This window comes from Polymorphobacter megasporae (assembly GCF_018982885.2).
Classification (GTDB): domain Bacteria; phylum Pseudomonadota; class Alphaproteobacteria; order Sphingomonadales; family Sphingomonadaceae; genus Polymorphobacter_B; species Polymorphobacter_B megasporae.
In genome coordinates this window covers 313162-329439 of record NZ_CP081849.1, presented here as the reverse complement: position 1 = coordinate 329439, position 16278 = coordinate 313162, and the positions used below count along the sequence as shown (strand labels likewise).

At 65.2% G+C, this 16278-nt stretch carries 7 protein-coding genes; all 7 read right to left on the bottom strand.

Annotated elements, in window-relative coordinates; all coding sequences use genetic code 11:
- Positions 1-7: 7 nt before the first annotated feature.
- A complete protein-coding gene (locus KTC28_RS19860) occupies positions 8-8551 on the bottom strand; it encodes a glycoside hydrolase family 94 protein (RefSeq protein WP_216711152.1) in 8544 nt (2847 codons plus the stop codon).
- Between the two features lie 146 nt (positions 8552-8697).
- The gene (locus KTC28_RS19855) at positions 8698-9348 is read right to left on the bottom strand and encodes a histidine phosphatase family protein (protein WP_216711153.1); all 651 of its coding nucleotides are present in this window, start codon (positions 9346-9348) and stop codon (positions 8698-8700) included.
- Positions 9345-10379 (bottom strand): class I fructose-bisphosphate aldolase, encoded by a 1035-nt coding sequence (locus tag KTC28_RS19850; RefSeq protein ID WP_216711154.1) that lies wholly within the window; start codon positions 10377-10379, stop codon positions 9345-9347. The genes KTC28_RS19855 and KTC28_RS19850 overlap by 4 nt, the downstream gene beginning before the upstream one ends.
- Positions 10376-12796, bottom strand: a complete 2421-nt coding sequence (locus KTC28_RS19845) for a phosphoketolase family protein (protein WP_216711172.1) — start codon at positions 12794-12796, stop codon at positions 10376-10378. Before KTC28_RS19845 ends, KTC28_RS19850 begins: the two co-directional genes overlap by 4 nt.
- Positions 12797-12891: 95 nt before the next feature.
- The gene (rpiA, locus tag KTC28_RS19840) at positions 12892-13590 is read right to left on the bottom strand and encodes a ribose-5-phosphate isomerase RpiA (protein WP_216711155.1); all 699 of its coding nucleotides are present in this window, start codon (positions 13588-13590) and stop codon (positions 12892-12894) included.
- The gene (pgi, locus tag KTC28_RS19835; RefSeq protein WP_216711156.1) at positions 13587-15200 is read right to left on the bottom strand and encodes a glucose-6-phosphate isomerase; all 1614 of its coding nucleotides are present in this window, start codon (positions 15198-15200) and stop codon (positions 13587-13589) included. Before pgi ends, rpiA begins: the two co-directional genes overlap by 4 nt.
- The gene (gene tal / locus KTC28_RS19830) at positions 15197-16270 is read right to left on the bottom strand and encodes a transaldolase (RefSeq protein ID WP_216711157.1); all 1074 of its coding nucleotides are present in this window, start codon (positions 16268-16270) and stop codon (positions 15197-15199) included. Before tal ends, pgi begins: the two co-directional genes overlap by 4 nt.
- Positions 16271-16278: the final 8 nt, after the last annotated feature.

Below are 16278 nucleotides of genomic sequence, written 5' to 3'. Positions count from 1 at the left end.
ACGACCTCTATATTGCGTAGCCGAGGGTGACGTGCAGGCGGTGCGTCGCGCCGTCGTCGACCAACCCGATCGATGCCGTGGCAGGCAGCACCGCGTCGTCAAGGCGGACGGCGGTCACGCCGCGGCAGACGCCGTCGGGATTGGCGACAACAATGTCGTAAGTTGTCGAGTGATGGCGAAAGAGAATGCCGAACCCTGGCCAGTCGTGCGGGATGCACGGATCGATCCGCAGCGTTTCGCCAGTCAGGTGGAAACCCAGCATCCCCTCGAGGGACACCCGGTACATCCACGCCGCCGACCCCGTGTACCAAGTCCATCCGCCGCGCCCGACATGGGGTGCCTGCGAATAGACGTCAGCGCAGATGACATAAGGCTCGACTTTGTACCGATTAATCGCTGCTGGCGTATCGGCGTGGTGGATCGGATTGAGCATGGCGAGGACCTCGCCGGCGCGGTCGCCGTCACCCTGCATCGCGAACGCCAGTGCTACCCAAGTCGCGGCATGGGTGTATTGACCGCCGTTTTCGCGAATTCCGGGAGGATAGCCCTTGATGTAACCCGGATCGCGGTCAGGCTTGTCGAAGGGTGGCTCGAACAGCAGGACGATGCCATCGTCGCGACGCACCAGATAGCGGTCGAGCGCAGCCATCGCGCGGGACGCGTGCGCGAGATCGCCCGCGCCCGAAATAACAGCCCATGACTGCGCTATCGAATCGATGCGGCATTCGCGATCGCCGACCGACCCTAGCGCCGTTCCATCGTCAAAGAACGCGCGTCGGTACCAGTCCCCGTCCCAGCCGGCGTCTTCGAGTGCGGACTGCAACAGTCCGGCGTGGCGGCGCCATGCGTCGGCCTTGTCCGGTAGCCCGCGCCGGTCGGCCAACAGCGCGCAGTCGGTGAGCGCGCCGTAGAGAAACCATCCGAGCCAGACGCTTTCACCGCGGCCACCGGCTCCGACCGCATCCATGCCATCGTTCCAGTCGCCGGTGCCCATCAGCGGCAGGCCGTGCGCGCCGGTGGCCAGGCTGGTATCGAGCGTCAGTGCCACGTGATCAAACAGGCTCGGCTGCTCGGCGGTCGCGGTCGGCTGGAAGAACGAGTCGTGTTCGCCGTCCCTCAGTGCCGGACCGGCAACGAACGATACTGATTCCTCAAGGACGGCGACATCGCCGGTTACCATCACATAGTGCGCGATCGCGTATGCCAGCCATACGCGGTCGTCCATGATGCGGGTGCGCACGCCGCGCCCCGATTCCGGAAGCCACCAATGCTGGACATCGCCTTCCGCGAACTGCCGACCTGCAGCGCGCAGTAGATGGGCGCGGGCGATGTCGGGCCGCGCCACGCACAGCGCCAGCACGTCCTGCAACTGGTCGCGGAAGCCATAGGCGCCGCTCGCCTGATAAAACGCGCTTCGTGCCCAGATCCGGCAGGCCAGCGTCTGATAAGGGATCCAGCGGTTGACCATGATGTCGAGCGCGCGGTCGGGGGTGCTGATCTGAACGACCCCCAGCGTTGCATCCCATTGCGCGGTGACGGCCGCTAGAACCGCGTTTAAATCTGCGTCGCGGTATTTGATCAATAGCGCCTGGGCGACAGCGGCACTGGAAGCCTGACCGAGAAAGCAGACGATCTCGGCGGTAGCACCGGGTGCCAGCCGGACCTTCGCCTGCAGTGCGGCACAAGGGTCGAGCCCCGCCCCGACGCTGCCCGACAACGGCCGCCCGGTTGCCAGTGCCAGCGGCCGACCTATCGCGCCGTTGCGGCCCAGGAATTCGGTGCGGTCCGCGGTCAGCGTCGTCTGCGCCCCATTGAGATCGGCGAAGGCGACATCGTCGGCAAAGGCAGCGTTCCAGCGGTTGCGTGCGAAGATGGCGCCGGTTGCCGGATCGACTTCGGTAGTGACGAACGGCGCGTTTACCGACCGATTCTGACCTAGTACCCATTCGACATAGGCCGTGACAGACAGGGATCGGGGCCTGCCGGAAGCGTTGGTGATCCGCAGCACTGAAATCTTTATCGGATCGTCGACCGGGACGTACTGCGTCAACGAGAGCAGGATGCCGCGTGCGGATGTTTCGAACCGGCTGAAGCCTTGGCCGTGCCGGACGGTGTAGCGCGCCGAGGTGTCGCGGATCGGCAGCGCCGTCGGCGTCCATACGTCGCCGGTGTCCTCGTCGCGGACATAAATCGCCTCGCCGGGCGGGTCACAGACGGGATCGTTCGACCACGGGGTCAATTGGTTCTGCTGGCTGTTGCGCGCCCAGGTGAAGCCGCTGCCGTCGGCGCTGGCCTGGAACCCGAAGCAGGGGTTGGCGACGACGTTGAGCCACGGTGCAGGCGTCGTCTGGCGATCGTCAAGGATCGTCACATAGTCACGGCCATCATCGTCGAAGCCACCTATGCCGTTGCAGAATTCGAGCTCGTACGGCGGCGTCGGGCCAGCTGCAGCCGGAGCCAGCAGCGGCAGAGTGGCTCCGGCGCCGCGGTCATCCGCGTCGCTGGCGCGGCGCAGCTGGTCGCCGAGTGAGCCGCGGTCCCCGTGCAGGACGGCTCGGGCACAGCTGGCGATCAGTCCGCCCAACTCGGGCGTGATAAGGTCGGCGCGCAGCACGAACACCGCGCCGACCGCCTTGTCCGCCGCGCTCGCCAACGGTCGCAGCATCCGGACCAGCGCATCGAGCGCGGCCTGCAGACCTTCGGCGTAGGACGCGCTGCGTTCGTTGATGATGACGAGGTCGACCGCCAGACGCTTTGTCCGCCAATATTCGTGCGCCCGCAGCACGTCGCGGACTAAATCGAGATGCGCGTCGTCGGCGATCCGGACGAGGACGATCGGCAGGTCGCCTGAAATGCCCGCAGCCCACAGTGTCGATGGCGCTCCGGCCCAGCGGCCGATGTCGACGGGCGCCGGCCGCAGGACCGGATCGGAGAACAGAACATGGCTTGCCAGACGCTGGAAGCGGTGCGCCTCCCGACTGTCGATGCCGAGATGCCGCAGCTGCATCTGTGCCTGCGTCCAAGCCAACGTCACGGTACGTTCAAAGGCGACCGGATCGCGATGCCGGTCGGCCAGTGCCATCACCGCCTCCCGCGTTGCCGCGACCACCGTCCAGAAGCTGATACTGACGCTCGAACCTGCTGGTATGCGAACCTGTCGCCGCAGGCTGAAGATCGGGTCGAGTACGGCTCCGTCCGAATTTGACAGCGGCCAACCATCGGCGATGGCAGCGGGGGCGTGGAGGGTTCGGCTGCGGCCAACGAATCCCACGCGGTCCGTTTCGTACTGGACTTCGGCGGTCGATTCGCCGTTGACGACGCTTAGATGCCCGGCCCAGATTTCGGGATCGCTGGGTCCGCGACGCCGACGGGTCGCAAGCAGTGCACCCAGATCGGGGACAAATTCGGTCTCGACGAACAGCGCGCCGAACGCCGGGTGCGCCTGATCGTCGGATTGTCTCGCCAGCACCAGCTCGGCATAGGACGTGACTTCGACGACGCGATCGCGAGAACCATGATTGGCGATGGACAGATGCCTTACTTCGGCGTCGTCATCCGGCGATATGTATACTTCCATGGTCGTCACCAAGTCGTCGTCGACTCGAGTGATCCGCGCCGAGCATTCGGAAAAGGCAACATCGTACTGGTTGGCCTCGACTGCGGTCGGTTGGAAGCCGGCGGACCAAGTTGCGCCGGTGTCACAATCGCGGAGGAAAATATGCGCACCGCGCTCATCGCAGGTAACGTCTTCACGCCAGCGTGTAATGGCAAGGTCGTTCCAGCGGCAGTAGCCCGATCCAGTCGCCGTCAACATCGTCGACAGCCGACCATTGGACAGCAGATGCGTGCGTGGCACTCGCGAATGCGGCGACGAATAATGTCGATCGGGATCGGGTGCGGTGCTCGCTGCGGCTTGATCAGCGGGACCAGTTAATTCGGACGGCGACCGCGCGACGGCAAAATCGCGCGGCATGCGCTCTTGCAATAGCAATTCGGAGGCGCGGATGATCGGTTCCGCGTGAAAGCGCGCGCGCATCCGGCCGTCGTGAAGCGCATTGCCGATGCCGACCAGCAGCATCCCCTGATGGTGCGCCATAAAGGCCCGGACGATCGCCATCTTAGTCCCGTTGGGCAGCCGCGACTGGGTGTAATCAAGTGCCTCGTACCAGCCATAAGTGCCGCGCGCGCCGAGGTCGGTCATACGCCTGAAGTTGGCGGCCGCAGCCGTCGGATCGATCATCGCAGCTAGGCCGGTAGCATAGGGCGCGATGACGAGATTGTCGGCAAGGCCGCGCTTGTAGCCGAGGTCGGGCACGCCGAAGCTCGAATACTGATAGGTCTGCTCGGCATCGCGAACATCATATTCCGATTCCGAAATGCCCCACGGCATTCCGCGTTTTTCGGCATAGGTGCGCTGCCGCCAGACGATCAGCGCGTTGGTTTGCGCGAGCAGGCTTGCGGCGGGCGCGCGCATGACCAACGACGGCATCAGATATTCGAACATTGATCCGGACCAGGAGATCAGCCCGGAACCGCCATCGATCGGCGTAAGCGTGCGGCCGAGCCGGAACCAGTGTTTGGCTGGCAGATCGCCTTTGGCGATCGCGATGAAGCTCGCCAAGCGTGCTTCCGACGCCAGCAGGTCGTAGAAATTGCCATCGAGGCTGGCGTCATCGACGCGGTAGCCGATCGACATCAGCTCGCGCCCGTGATCGAAGAGGAAGCCGAACGCCATAGAGTCGAACATCGCCTTGGCCCGGCCAGCAAGGCCCGCGAGGCGCTGCACGCGCGCGACAACCTTGTCGCTAGTGGCTTCGACTTCGTCGCGCCATTCACCGACGCTGGAGTGAAGCGCCAGCGCCCAGTCGAGCAGTTCGACTTTTGCACCTGAGGTGATGATTTCACGTGCAATTACAACAAGGACATCAGCGTGATCGCCAAGATCGCGCAGCTTGGTCGACACCTCGTGATCAGTCGTCGTTGCGGCCGAAAGGCGATCGTTGAAAAGCGCTAGGCGCGCCAGCAAGGGCGCGGCGGCGGCGTCGGATAGCGTGCGCGCCGCCCGGCCCCCAGCGACGGTCTCGGCGAGCAACGCGGCAGCATCGTCGACTCCAGCCGCCCAGCCCGCGCCAACGGCTGGACCCGTGGCGATCTCTTGAAGCCCATTGCGTAACGCGAGGAGATGCCCGGCGAGGTTGCCGCTATCGACCGAGGATACGTAGCGCGGCTCCAGCGCCCGTAGGTCGGTCGTATCGTACCAGTTGAAGAAATGGCCGCGAAAGCGTTCGAGTCGATCCATCGCGGCAAAGGTCGCCTCGCATCGGTCGAGCACGTCGCCGATCCCGATCCAACCGAAATCGTGGGCCGATAAAATCGACAGCAGATAAAGGCCGATGTTGGTCGGCGAGGTGCGATGGGCGACAACCGGCCTTGGCGTTTCCTGGAAATTGTCCGGCGGTAGCATGTTGTCGTCGGCGGTGATGAACGTCTCGAAGAACCGCCACGTACGCCGGGCGACCAGCCGCAGCGCCCTCTCATCGGTCGTCGTGATCGCGAGATCGGACTCGGCCGTGGGCGGCAGGCTGGCCTGCCAAGCGATCAGCGGCGACACCGCCCAGAGCGCCAACATCGGCAACGCGACGATCCAGGTGCGATCGCCCGACGCCGCGATCAACCCTGCAAAGCCACCGCAGCACGCGGCGCTCGCGGCAACTTGCAACGTTAACGCGCGCGTATCGAAGCGATGGGCGTCGCTGCTCTGCGCCGTTGTGACCCACTGCAGCAGATGCCGACGGCGGAAGAATACCCGCAACATCGTCCGCGCGATGGCATCGACCATCAGCCAACCCTGATGAGCGAGAAAAACGATGAGGAACCCGCTTTGCATCAGCCCCAGCGCGAAGTCGCCGCGAAGCGTGCGGAAATGGTTGCGCAGCGAGATGCCTGCGCGGTTCGGCATGATGTTGCCGATTGCTGGCAACAGCGGCGGCAGACAGACGGCCAACAGGATACAGGCAGTCCAGACTTCGGCGATGGCGGGCGCCTGCAGCCAGCCGATCAGCAAAGCCAACAATGCAGTTGGTGCTGACAGCGAGCGGCGAAGATTATCGAGGAGCTTCCACCGACCCATCAGCGGGATCGAGGTCAGCCGCGTGCCGGAGCCGGTACAACGCGCAAGGCCCAGGATCCACGGCAACAACTGCCAATCACCCCGAACCCAGCGGTGCTGACGCGCCGCCGCCACGCCGTAGCGGGATGGGAACTCCTCCACCACCTCGATGTCGGCCGCCAGCGCCGCCCGGGCGAAAATACCTTCCAGCAGATCGTGGCTAAGCACGCTGCTTTCGGGAAACTGATCGTTCAGCGCCGCTTCGAAGCTGTCGACCTCGTAGATGCCCTTGCCGGTGAACGAGCCCTCCTCGAACAGGTCCTGATAGACGTCGGACACCGCAAGCGCATAGGGGTCGAGCCCATTGGGGCCGGAGAACGCGCGCTGGAATAACGAGCCTGTGCTGCTGATCGGCAGTGACGGGGTGACCCGCGGTTGCAGCATGCCATGGCCGCGGGTGACGAGGCCTACGCGGTCATCGAACTCAGCGTGGTTGAGCGGATGCGCCATCTTGCCGACGAGCCGGCGCGCCGTGCCCAGTGGCAGCCGCGTGTCGACGTCGAGAGTAATGACGTAGCGAATAGCGGCTGGCAGCGCCGCGGCTACGCTGCCGATCGTTATGAAGCTGGTGTCGGTTGCCCCGCGCAGGAGCCTGTTGAGTTCGCGCAGCTTACCGCGCTTGCGTTCCCAACCGATCCATTTGCCTTCACCGACGTTCCACTGGCGGCGCCGGTGGAGCAGGAAGAAGCGCGGCCCATCGGGTCCCGGCCCATACAGCGTATTGAGCGACGCGATCCCGGCGGCAGCTTGATCGAGCAGCGCCTGATCGCCCGCGACATGTTTGGTCGGCGCATCGAGCCAGTCCGAAATCAGCGCAAAGCTGAAATAGTCGTCGGGATTGCCGAGATGATGGTCCTCCAGCCGGTCGAGTTGCTCGGCAATGCTCGGCGCATCGACCAGCAGGGTCGGAATGACGATGATCGTCCGCAGGTCGGCGGTTATGCCATCCCGCAATTCCATCGCTGGCAGCGGGCTACCGCTGACCGAGCGAGTGATCCAGCGGTTGACCAGCGCGACGGCAATGTCCGAAGCGGGCACCAGGCCGACGACGCCAAGCATGATGACGACGATGCGATCGCCGCCAGCCGCAGCGACCGCCCACAGGGCGAGTGCCAGAACCGCGAGCGCCAGTACGGCGATCATCGCGATGTAGCTGAGAATACCGACATCGGTATAAAGCCGGAACAGCGAGGTCTTCGTCGGCACGCGGCAGCCGAGCGTCGCCTCGAATCCGGCGCGACCGTTGTTGATCAGATAATAGCCGGGCTCGCGTTCGCGCCGCGGCGGCGCGTCCGGCAGCGCGGGTGCTTCCGCGGCAGCAGCGATTACGCGCCGCGCCACCTCGACCTCAGCGAGCCTCGACTGCCGGGCGAGCACTTCGATCGTTCTACGATAGTGATCGCGCGTCGGGAAATCCATCGCGCCGAAGTCGCTCGCGCCGCGCAGCACCGCGTCGACCGGACTCAGGGTTTCGAAGACTTCCGCCCAGTTCATCATCGACACCAGCCGCATACTGGTGATGACGTTGCGCACGGTCACATCAATGGCGCTCTGGCGCTGGAGATCGTCATAGACGATGCGGTTGGCATCCGAACCTTCGGCGAGCAACCGCGCATTAAGCCAGTGCAGCGCCGGAACGGCCCCGGGGTCCTGATGGCGCAACCGTTCCACCATCTCGACGGCGAAGGCGGTCGACCACGGCGCGGCCTTGAGGCAGGCGACGATCTCGTCGTTAGTCTGCGGCCGCCCGTCGACGGTGCCGAAGATGCGGCCGGCAAGCCGGTCCGCTTCGTCGCCGGCCGCCTGCTGGGTCAGGATCGCTTCGGCCAGCCGGCGAAGATTTTCGACGAGCACGACCCGGAGGGTGATGGCGAGCGCCCAGAGTTCGCCGATGTCGAGCGGCTGGACTGTCTGATAAGCCTCGACGAAACGGATAATCCGCGCCGCGTCGAAGGCACTGTCGGTGTGCGCAACCAGCGTCCACGAAATGCCGAAAACGCGCGGATAACCTTGCAGGGGACCGTCCGCTAATTTCGGCAGCCGCCGGTAAAAGCCCGGCGGCAGGTCGTTGCTGATCTGTCGGAGTTGTTCCTCGACGATGTGAAAATTGTCGAGCAACCAGCTGGCTCCCGGGCTGATCGGCCGGCTCGCCGCGAGATCGGCGGCCACGGCTCGGTACGCCGCCGTCAGCACTTTGCTGTTGGCCGCTAGACGCGCCGAGATCGACCGTCCGGTGCGCGGATCGGCGGCGACCGGCTGATTCGCGGCAAGGGCGCGGGCGCACGCTTCCAACCGTTCGATGCTAAACAGTTCCGCGCAGATCGGCGGTTCTGGCGATACCGGCTCCTGGGGCAGCCACGACCGAAGATGCTCGAACTTCAAGACGCCCTCCTGCAGCCGGTTGCGACCGCTCCAGGCTGCAGGGCGCGCCCGGCGATGGATTGGCATGCGGCCGGCGACCAAGTGGATCGCCGCCGGGATGAGAGAAGGGTCTAGAGTTCGGCGCGCGCCGCGGGCAGCTTCGGAAATTACCTATGCGTGCTCGGCGGCACCGGATAGGGCGCCGCGGCGAACCTGCCGGGAACGAAGTTCCACGTGTCGATCACGCGGGTTTCGGCGTGATGATCGTCGCTGCCGAGTATGCTCAGCGACGCGGTAGCCAATCCCAGCCTCTGTCCTTCGGCGATAGTGAGACCGATCCACCGCACCGCCAGGCTACAGCCGAACTGTTTATGACTGAATACGGCGACGTTGCCGGTCAGGCCGCCCAACTTGGCGATCAGCCGGTCGGCACGGGCAGCCACCTCGTCCGGCATTTCACCACCGGGACAGCCATCGTCGAACAGCGACCAGCCGGGTCGTTGCTTGCGAATGTCGACCGAGCGCAGCCCTTCATACTCGCCGTAGTTCCACTCGAGGAGATCGGGCTCGACCACCGCTGCGGGGGCCAGCCCGGTCAACGCGCAGGTCAGCCGGGCGCGCTGCAATGGGCTAGTCAGGACATGGGCGAAGGCGATATCGTGCAACGTCGGAGCCAGCGCGCGCGCCTCCGCTTCGCCATGCGCAGTCAGCGGAAGATCGGTCCTGCCCGTGTGCTGCTCCGTCAACGACCAAGCCGTCTCGCCGTGCCGCACGAAATAGATCTTCAGCGGTTCAGGCTTGCTGGAGAGGACATTCATGACGCTTCCCCTTCCATCGCGTCGTCGTAACGGCCGTGGATGGCGGCATGACTGCAAAGAGCGCGGTGTCTAACCGCTGCCTGTGCGGCAGCGACATTGGCATCGTCCCCCTGCCAAATCTGTAGCCCCGGATGTTGGATGGCGCGGGCGAAGGAGAAAACCAGCGGCCACGGCGCGCGCGAACTGTGCAGCGATCGTCGGCGATTGATCGCATCGAGGCGCTCGGCGGCGCGCGGGCCCGACTGACCGCCGGACAGGAAGGCGACCCCTGCGACTACCGCCGGCACGGTTCGCAGCAGACAGGACAACGTCTCGGTTGCAACCATCTCGGCCGTCGCCTCGCTGGGCCAGTCGCTGCCGGCAAGGACCATGTTGGGCTTGAGGATCATCGCCTCCAGTGCAACCTCTTGTTCGACCAGCGCGGCGAACACGGCGCGCAGCACCGTCTCGGTGGCGGCCCCGCTACGCGCCGACGAATGGTTACCGGTCATCAACACTTCGGGTTCGACGATCGGCACGATCCCGCAGGCCTGGCACAGCGCCGCATAGCGAGCGAGGGCATGGGCGTTGACGGCGATAGCGGCAAGGCTCGGCAGACCGTCCCCGATGGCGAGGACGGCTCGCCACTTGGCGAAGCGCGCGCCAAGCGTCGCGTACTCGCGCAACCGGTCGCCCAAAACATCGAGGCCTTCGGTGACCGTCTCGCCGGGGTGAAGCGCGAGCGCATGGGTGCCGCGATCGACCTTGATCCCCGGCACCATGCCGCGATCGGCGAGCAGGCTGACGAACGGTCGGCCATCGGGCGCCGATTGACGGATCGTTTCGTCGGACAGGATCGCGCCGCTGATCGCCTCGCCCAGCTCCGGCGTGGTGATTAACAAGGTACGGTAACGCTGGCGGAACTCCGCGGTCTGCGGGATGCCGACTTCGGCGAAGCGACGATCGCAGGTGCTGTTACTCTCGTCCATGGCGAGCAGGCCCTTGCCGCTGGCGACCAGCAACCGTGCGGTGTCGACGAGTTCCGCGGTCATGTCGCGGACTCTTCCGGTGGCGTGCCCCATTTCCAGTCGCGGATCTCGGGCATATCCTCGCCGCAGGTATCGACATAGTTTTTGTGCACGATCAGCTTGTCGCGCATTTCCTGACGCAGATAGTCACCGCGCGAGCCGAGGCCCGGCACCCGGTCGATGACGTCCTCGACCAGATGGAAGCGGTCGAGGTCGTTCTGGACGCGCATGTCGAACGGCGTCGTGATCGTGCCTTCCTCCTTGTAGCCCCGGACATGGAGGTTGCGGTTGGCGCGCGCATAGGTCAGCCGGTGGACCAGCCACGGGTAGCCGTGGAACGCGAAGACGATCGGCACGTCGCGGGTGAACAGCGCGTCGTAATCGGCCTCGCACAGCCCATGCGGGTGCTCCGACGCGGGCTGCAGCCGCATCAGGTCGACGACGTTGATCACCCTGATCTTGAGTTCAGGGAGGTGCTGGCGCAGGATCGACACTGCAGCTAGGACCTCCAGCGTCGGCGTCTCCCCGCAGCAGGCCATCACGACATCCGGCCGTGCGTCCTCGTCGTTGCTCGCCCAGCGCCAGATGCCGATGCCTTTGGTACAATGGATGACTGCGTCCTCCATTGTCAGCCATTGCGGCCGGGCGTGTTTGCTGGCGACGACGACGTTAACATAGTCGCGGCTGCGCAGGCAGTGATCCATGACCGACAACAGACAGTTGCCGTCGGGAGGCAGATAGACCCGGACGATGTCGGCCTTCTTGTTGATGACGTGGTCGAGGAAGCCGGGGTCCTGATGGGTGAAGCCGTTGTGATCCTGCTGCCAGACATGCGAGGCAAGGACATAGTTAAGCGATGAAATGCTCCGCCGCCACGGCAGCTCGGCACAGACCTTGAGCCATTTGGCGTGCTGGCTGAACATCGAATCGACGATGCGGATGAACGCCTCGTAGCTGTTGAACAGGCCGTGGCGACCGGTCAGCAGATAACCCTCCAGCCACCCCTCGCACTGGTGTTCGCTGAGCATCGAATCGTGCACCCTGCCATCCCGCGCGAGGAACTCGTCGCCAGGGACCGTGCTGGTATCCCATTGCCGATCGGTTGCCTCGAACACCGCGCCGAGCAAATTGGACAGCGTCTCGTCGGGACCGAACACACGGAAATTACGCTGCTCCTTGTTGAACAACGCGACATCCCGCAGGAAACGACCGAGGACGACCATGTCATGGCCCTCGCACGCCCCGGGCGCGGGTACGGCGACGGCTTGATCGCGGAAATCGGGCATCGCGAGGTCGCACAGCAGGAGCCCCCCATTAGCGTGCGGATTCGACCCCATCCGGCGCAGACCTTTCGGGGCAAGCGCCGCTAGCTCCGGAATTAAGCAGCCCTGGGCGTCGAACAGCTCCTCGGCGCGGTAGCTCTTCATCCAGCTTTCGAGCATCGCGACATGCGCCGGGTGCGCTATATCGACGAGGAGCGGCACCTGATGGGCGCGGAACGTGCCTTCGATCTTCAGGCCATCGACGACCTTCGGCCCGGTCCAGCCCTTGGGTGACTTGAGCACGATCATCGGCCACGCGGGACGGCTAATCGCACCGTCGTTCCGGGCGGCCTGCTGGATCGTGCGGATTTCGGTTACGACCTCGTCGAGTACCTCGGCCATGCGTCCATGCATCGTCGCCGGGTCGTCGCCCTCGACGAAATGAGGGTTCCAGCCGCAGCCGCGCAGGAACGCGTCGAGTTCGTCGTGCGGAATCCGCGCCAACAGCGTCGGATTGCTGATCTTGTAGCCGTTGAGGTGCAGGATCGGCAGGACCGCGCCGTCGGTGACGGGGTCAAGCAGCTTGTTCGACTGCCACGACGTGGCGAGCGGCCCGGTCTCGGCTTCGCCGTCGCCGACGACGCAAGCGACGATCAGCCCGGGATTGTCAAATACCGCGCCGAACGAGTGGCTGAGCGAATAGCCTAGTTCGCCGCCCTCGTGGATCGACCCTGGCGTCGTCGGCGCGACGTGGCTTGAAATGCCGCCCGGGAACGAGAACTGCTTGAACAGCGCCTTCATGCCGGCCTCGTCGCGACCGACGTTCGGATAGATGTCGGTCCAGCTGCCCTCCAGCCAGACATTGCCGACGATGGCCGGCCCGCCGTGACCGGGGCCGGCGACATAGATCATGTTGAGATCAAACTTCTTGATGACCCGGTTGAGGTGGACGTAGATAAAGTTCTGGCCCGGCGTCGTTCCCCAGTGACCGACGACCATCGGCTTGACGTCGGCGAGCGTCAACGGCCGGCGCAGCAGCGGGTTGTCATAGAGGTAGATCTGCCCGACCGAGATATAGTTAGCCGCTCGCCAATAGGCATCGATCAGCCGCAGTTCGTCAGTGCCGCCAAGGGCTGTTTCGGGCTCATCAGCCGGGGCGGTGCGAGGTTCATCGAGCATCATCGCGATCATCCTGTCGTAAACAGCGCACAGCCACCGCGGAGGTGGCGTTGAGCGGCGTAATCGCTGCCGTGCCTGCAATGCAGGGTCGGAAACTACCCAGGCGTGCGGTAACGATGGTGGATGCCGCTCGGCCCGGCGACGATGACTTCGCTGGCAATCGCAACGAACAGGCCGTGGCCAACGATTCCGGCGCGCGCCTCGAGCACTGCCGCAAGGCCGGCCGGATCCGTGATGGTGCCGAAGCCGCAATCGATGATCAGGTTGCCGCCGTCCGTGACGTAGCGGTGGCTATCCGTCTCGCGCACTGCAGCCGTGGCACCGAGGCTGTCGAGAAAGCGCACCTGCGCTTGCCAGCCCCACACGAGCACCTCGACCGGGAGGTGCGCCCGGATGCCGAGCACGTCTGAAACCTTGCTGGCGTCGACAACGATGACGACCCGGTCGCTCGCCTGCGCGACGATCTTTTCGCGCACCAGCGCGCCGCCTGCGCCCTTAATCAGATCGAGTGACGCATCGACTTCATCGGCACCGTCAATGGTCAGATCGATAGCGCGAGGCATATCATCCGCGAGCAGCGGAATGCCAAGAGCCTTAGCCGCCGCGGACGTCGCGACCGACGTCGCCACTGCAACGAGGTCGGTCAATTCGCCGCTTCTTAGCCGTGCCGCGATCGAGCGGATCGCGAAAATCGCCGTCGTGCCAGTGCCGAGGCCAACGACCATGCCCGGTTCGACCAGCGCCGCTGCCGCTTCACCGGCTTGTTGCTTATAGCCTTGGGTGTCGCTGGTCATCCGCGCCGCTTCCGATAGCGCGCGATAAGGGCATTGGTCGACGAGTCACGCGCGAGCGCAGGCTCGGCATCGCGGTCGAGTTCGGGAATGATAGCACCCGCCAGGTCCTTGCCCAATTCGACGCCCCATTGATCGAAACTGTCGATCCCCCAGATCGCACCCTGGGTGAAAACGCTGTGCTCGTAGAGGGCGACTAGCGCCCCGAGCGTTGCCGGGTCGAGCCGGTCGGCGAGGATGACGTTGGTCGGTCGGTTGCCCTCCGTAACGCGGAACGGCGTCTGGGCGGCGGGCGAACCCGTCGCCGCCAGCGCCGCCGCCGTCCGGCCAAAGGCGAGCGCCTCGGCCTGCGCAAACAGGCTGGCCATCAGCAGGTCGTGCTGATCCGTCAGCGCGCTCATCGGCCGGCAGAAGCCGATGAGGTCGCACGGCACCAGCCGCGTGCCCTGGTGGAGCAGCTGGAAAAAGCTGTGCTGGCCGTCGGTGCCCGGCTCGCCCCAGATGATTGGCGCGGTGTCGCAACCGACCGCGCGTCCGGCAAGGTCGACGTGCTTGCCGTTGCTCTCCATCTGCAGCTGCTGGAGGTACGCCGGAAACCGCGCCAGATCGGCGGCATAGGGAATTACTGCGAGCGTCTGGGCACCGAAGAAATTATTGTACCAGGTCGAGATTAGCCCCAGCAGCATCGGCAGATTAGCGGCGGGTGGCGCAGTCCGGAAGTGCTCGTCCATCGCATGAAAGCCGCCGAGCATCGCCCGGAAGTTTTCGGGGCCGATCGCAATCATCGTCGACAGCCCGACGGCGCTGTCGATCGAATAGCGGCCGCCGACCCAGTCCCAGAAACCGAAGACGCGTGCCGGGTCGATCCCGAAAGCAACGGCACCAGAAATGTTGGTCGAGACCGCGGCGAAGTGGCTCGCAACGGCGGCGTCACTGCCGAGCCGCTCGACGAGCCAAGCGCGCGCGGCGGCGGCGTTGGCCATAGTCTCAAGTGTCGTGAAGGTCTTGGAGGCGACGATGAACAGGGTCGTGGCGGCGTCGAGGTCTGCCGTAGCGGCCGTAAACGCCGCCCCGTCGACATTGGCGACGAAGCGGAAATCGAGGCTCGGATCGCGAAATTCGCGCAAGGCGAAACAGGCCATTTCGGGACCCAGGTAGGATCCGCCGATGCCGATGTTGACGATCGTCCTGAAACGCTGGCCGCCGTGACCGGTCAGGTCGCCGCTGCGCACGCCCTCAGCAAAACGCGCCATCGCCGCCAGGACGCGGTGGACATCGGGCACGACATCGATGCCGCCGGTTGTCAGCCGCTCACCTGGCGGTGCCCGCAACGCGACGTGAAGTACAGCGCGATCCTCGCTGGTGTTTATGTGCTCGCCCGCGAACATCGCATCGCGGCGCCCCGTGACGTCGCGCTCGGCGGCGAGCTCAAGCAGAAGCACCAGCGTTTCATCGGTGACGCGGTTCTTGGAATAGTCGAGAAACAGGCCCGCGCCCTCCGCCGAGAAGCTAGCCGCCCGCCCCTCGTCTTCCGCGAACAAGCCCCGCAGGTGCGTATCCTTGACGCGGGCATGATGCGCGGTCAGCGCCGCCCAGGCGGGGCTCGGAGTCACGCCGCTGCCCGCTTGGCGGCCACAGCCGCGAGCAGGCTCTCCCACGACGCGACGAACGAACCCGCGCCTTCGTCCTGCAACCGCGTGCCGAGCGCATCGATATCGATCCCGGCAGCGGCATGTCGCGCGACCATGGCATCGGCCGCGCCTGCATCATGGACCATCGCAAGCGGCTGCCGACCGTCCTTGCAGTATGCACGCAACGTCTTCTCGGGCATGGTGTTGATCGTGTTCGGAGCTGCCAGCGCGTCGACATAGAGCGTGTCCGATGCTCCGGGGTCCTTGGTGCCGGTGCTGGCGAACAACAACCGCTGCGGCCGCGCGCCGAGAGTCTGCAGCCGCTGGAAACGGTCGGACGCCATCATTTCGCGATAGGCGCGGTAGACCTGTCCGGCGACGGCGATCCCCAGCGTGTTGCGCAGCGACGGGTCGACCTTGTCGGCGATTGCGACGTCCCAGCGACTGACGAACAGCGACGCCACCGAGGCGATATCCGGTGCCATCCCCATCTCGACGCGCCGTTCGAGGCCAGTCAGCCAGGCGTCGACCGCGGCGCGGTATTGTCCGACCGAGAACAGCAGCGTGACGTTGACCGGCACACCGGCGCACAGGCATTCGGAAATGGCCGGTAATCCCTCTGCGGTGCCGGGAATCTTCATGAACAGATTGGCGCGCGCGGCGCGGGCGTGGAGCGCCTTGGCCTGCGCTATGGTGGCGTCGGTATCATGCGCGAGCCGGGGCGACACCTCGAGCGAGACAAAGCCGTCGACACCGCAGCGCGCGGCATGGACCGGCGCGAACAGGTCGGCGGCGCGCCGCAGGTCGGCGATGGCGAGATTGAAGAACAGGTCTTCGTCGCTCCCACCCGCCGCATGGCGCTGCCGGATTTCCGCGTCGTAGGCGGCGCTGCCGGCGATGGCCTTGTCGAAGATCGTCGGGTTCGAGGTCAGCCCGGTGACGGAGAGGGTATCGATATAGACCTGAAGCGTGCCGTTATCGAGCAGGTCGCGGGTAATATTGTCGAGCCAAAGGCTCTGGCCGAGTGCGCTAAGTGCGGCAGTCGCGGGCATGGCGGGCA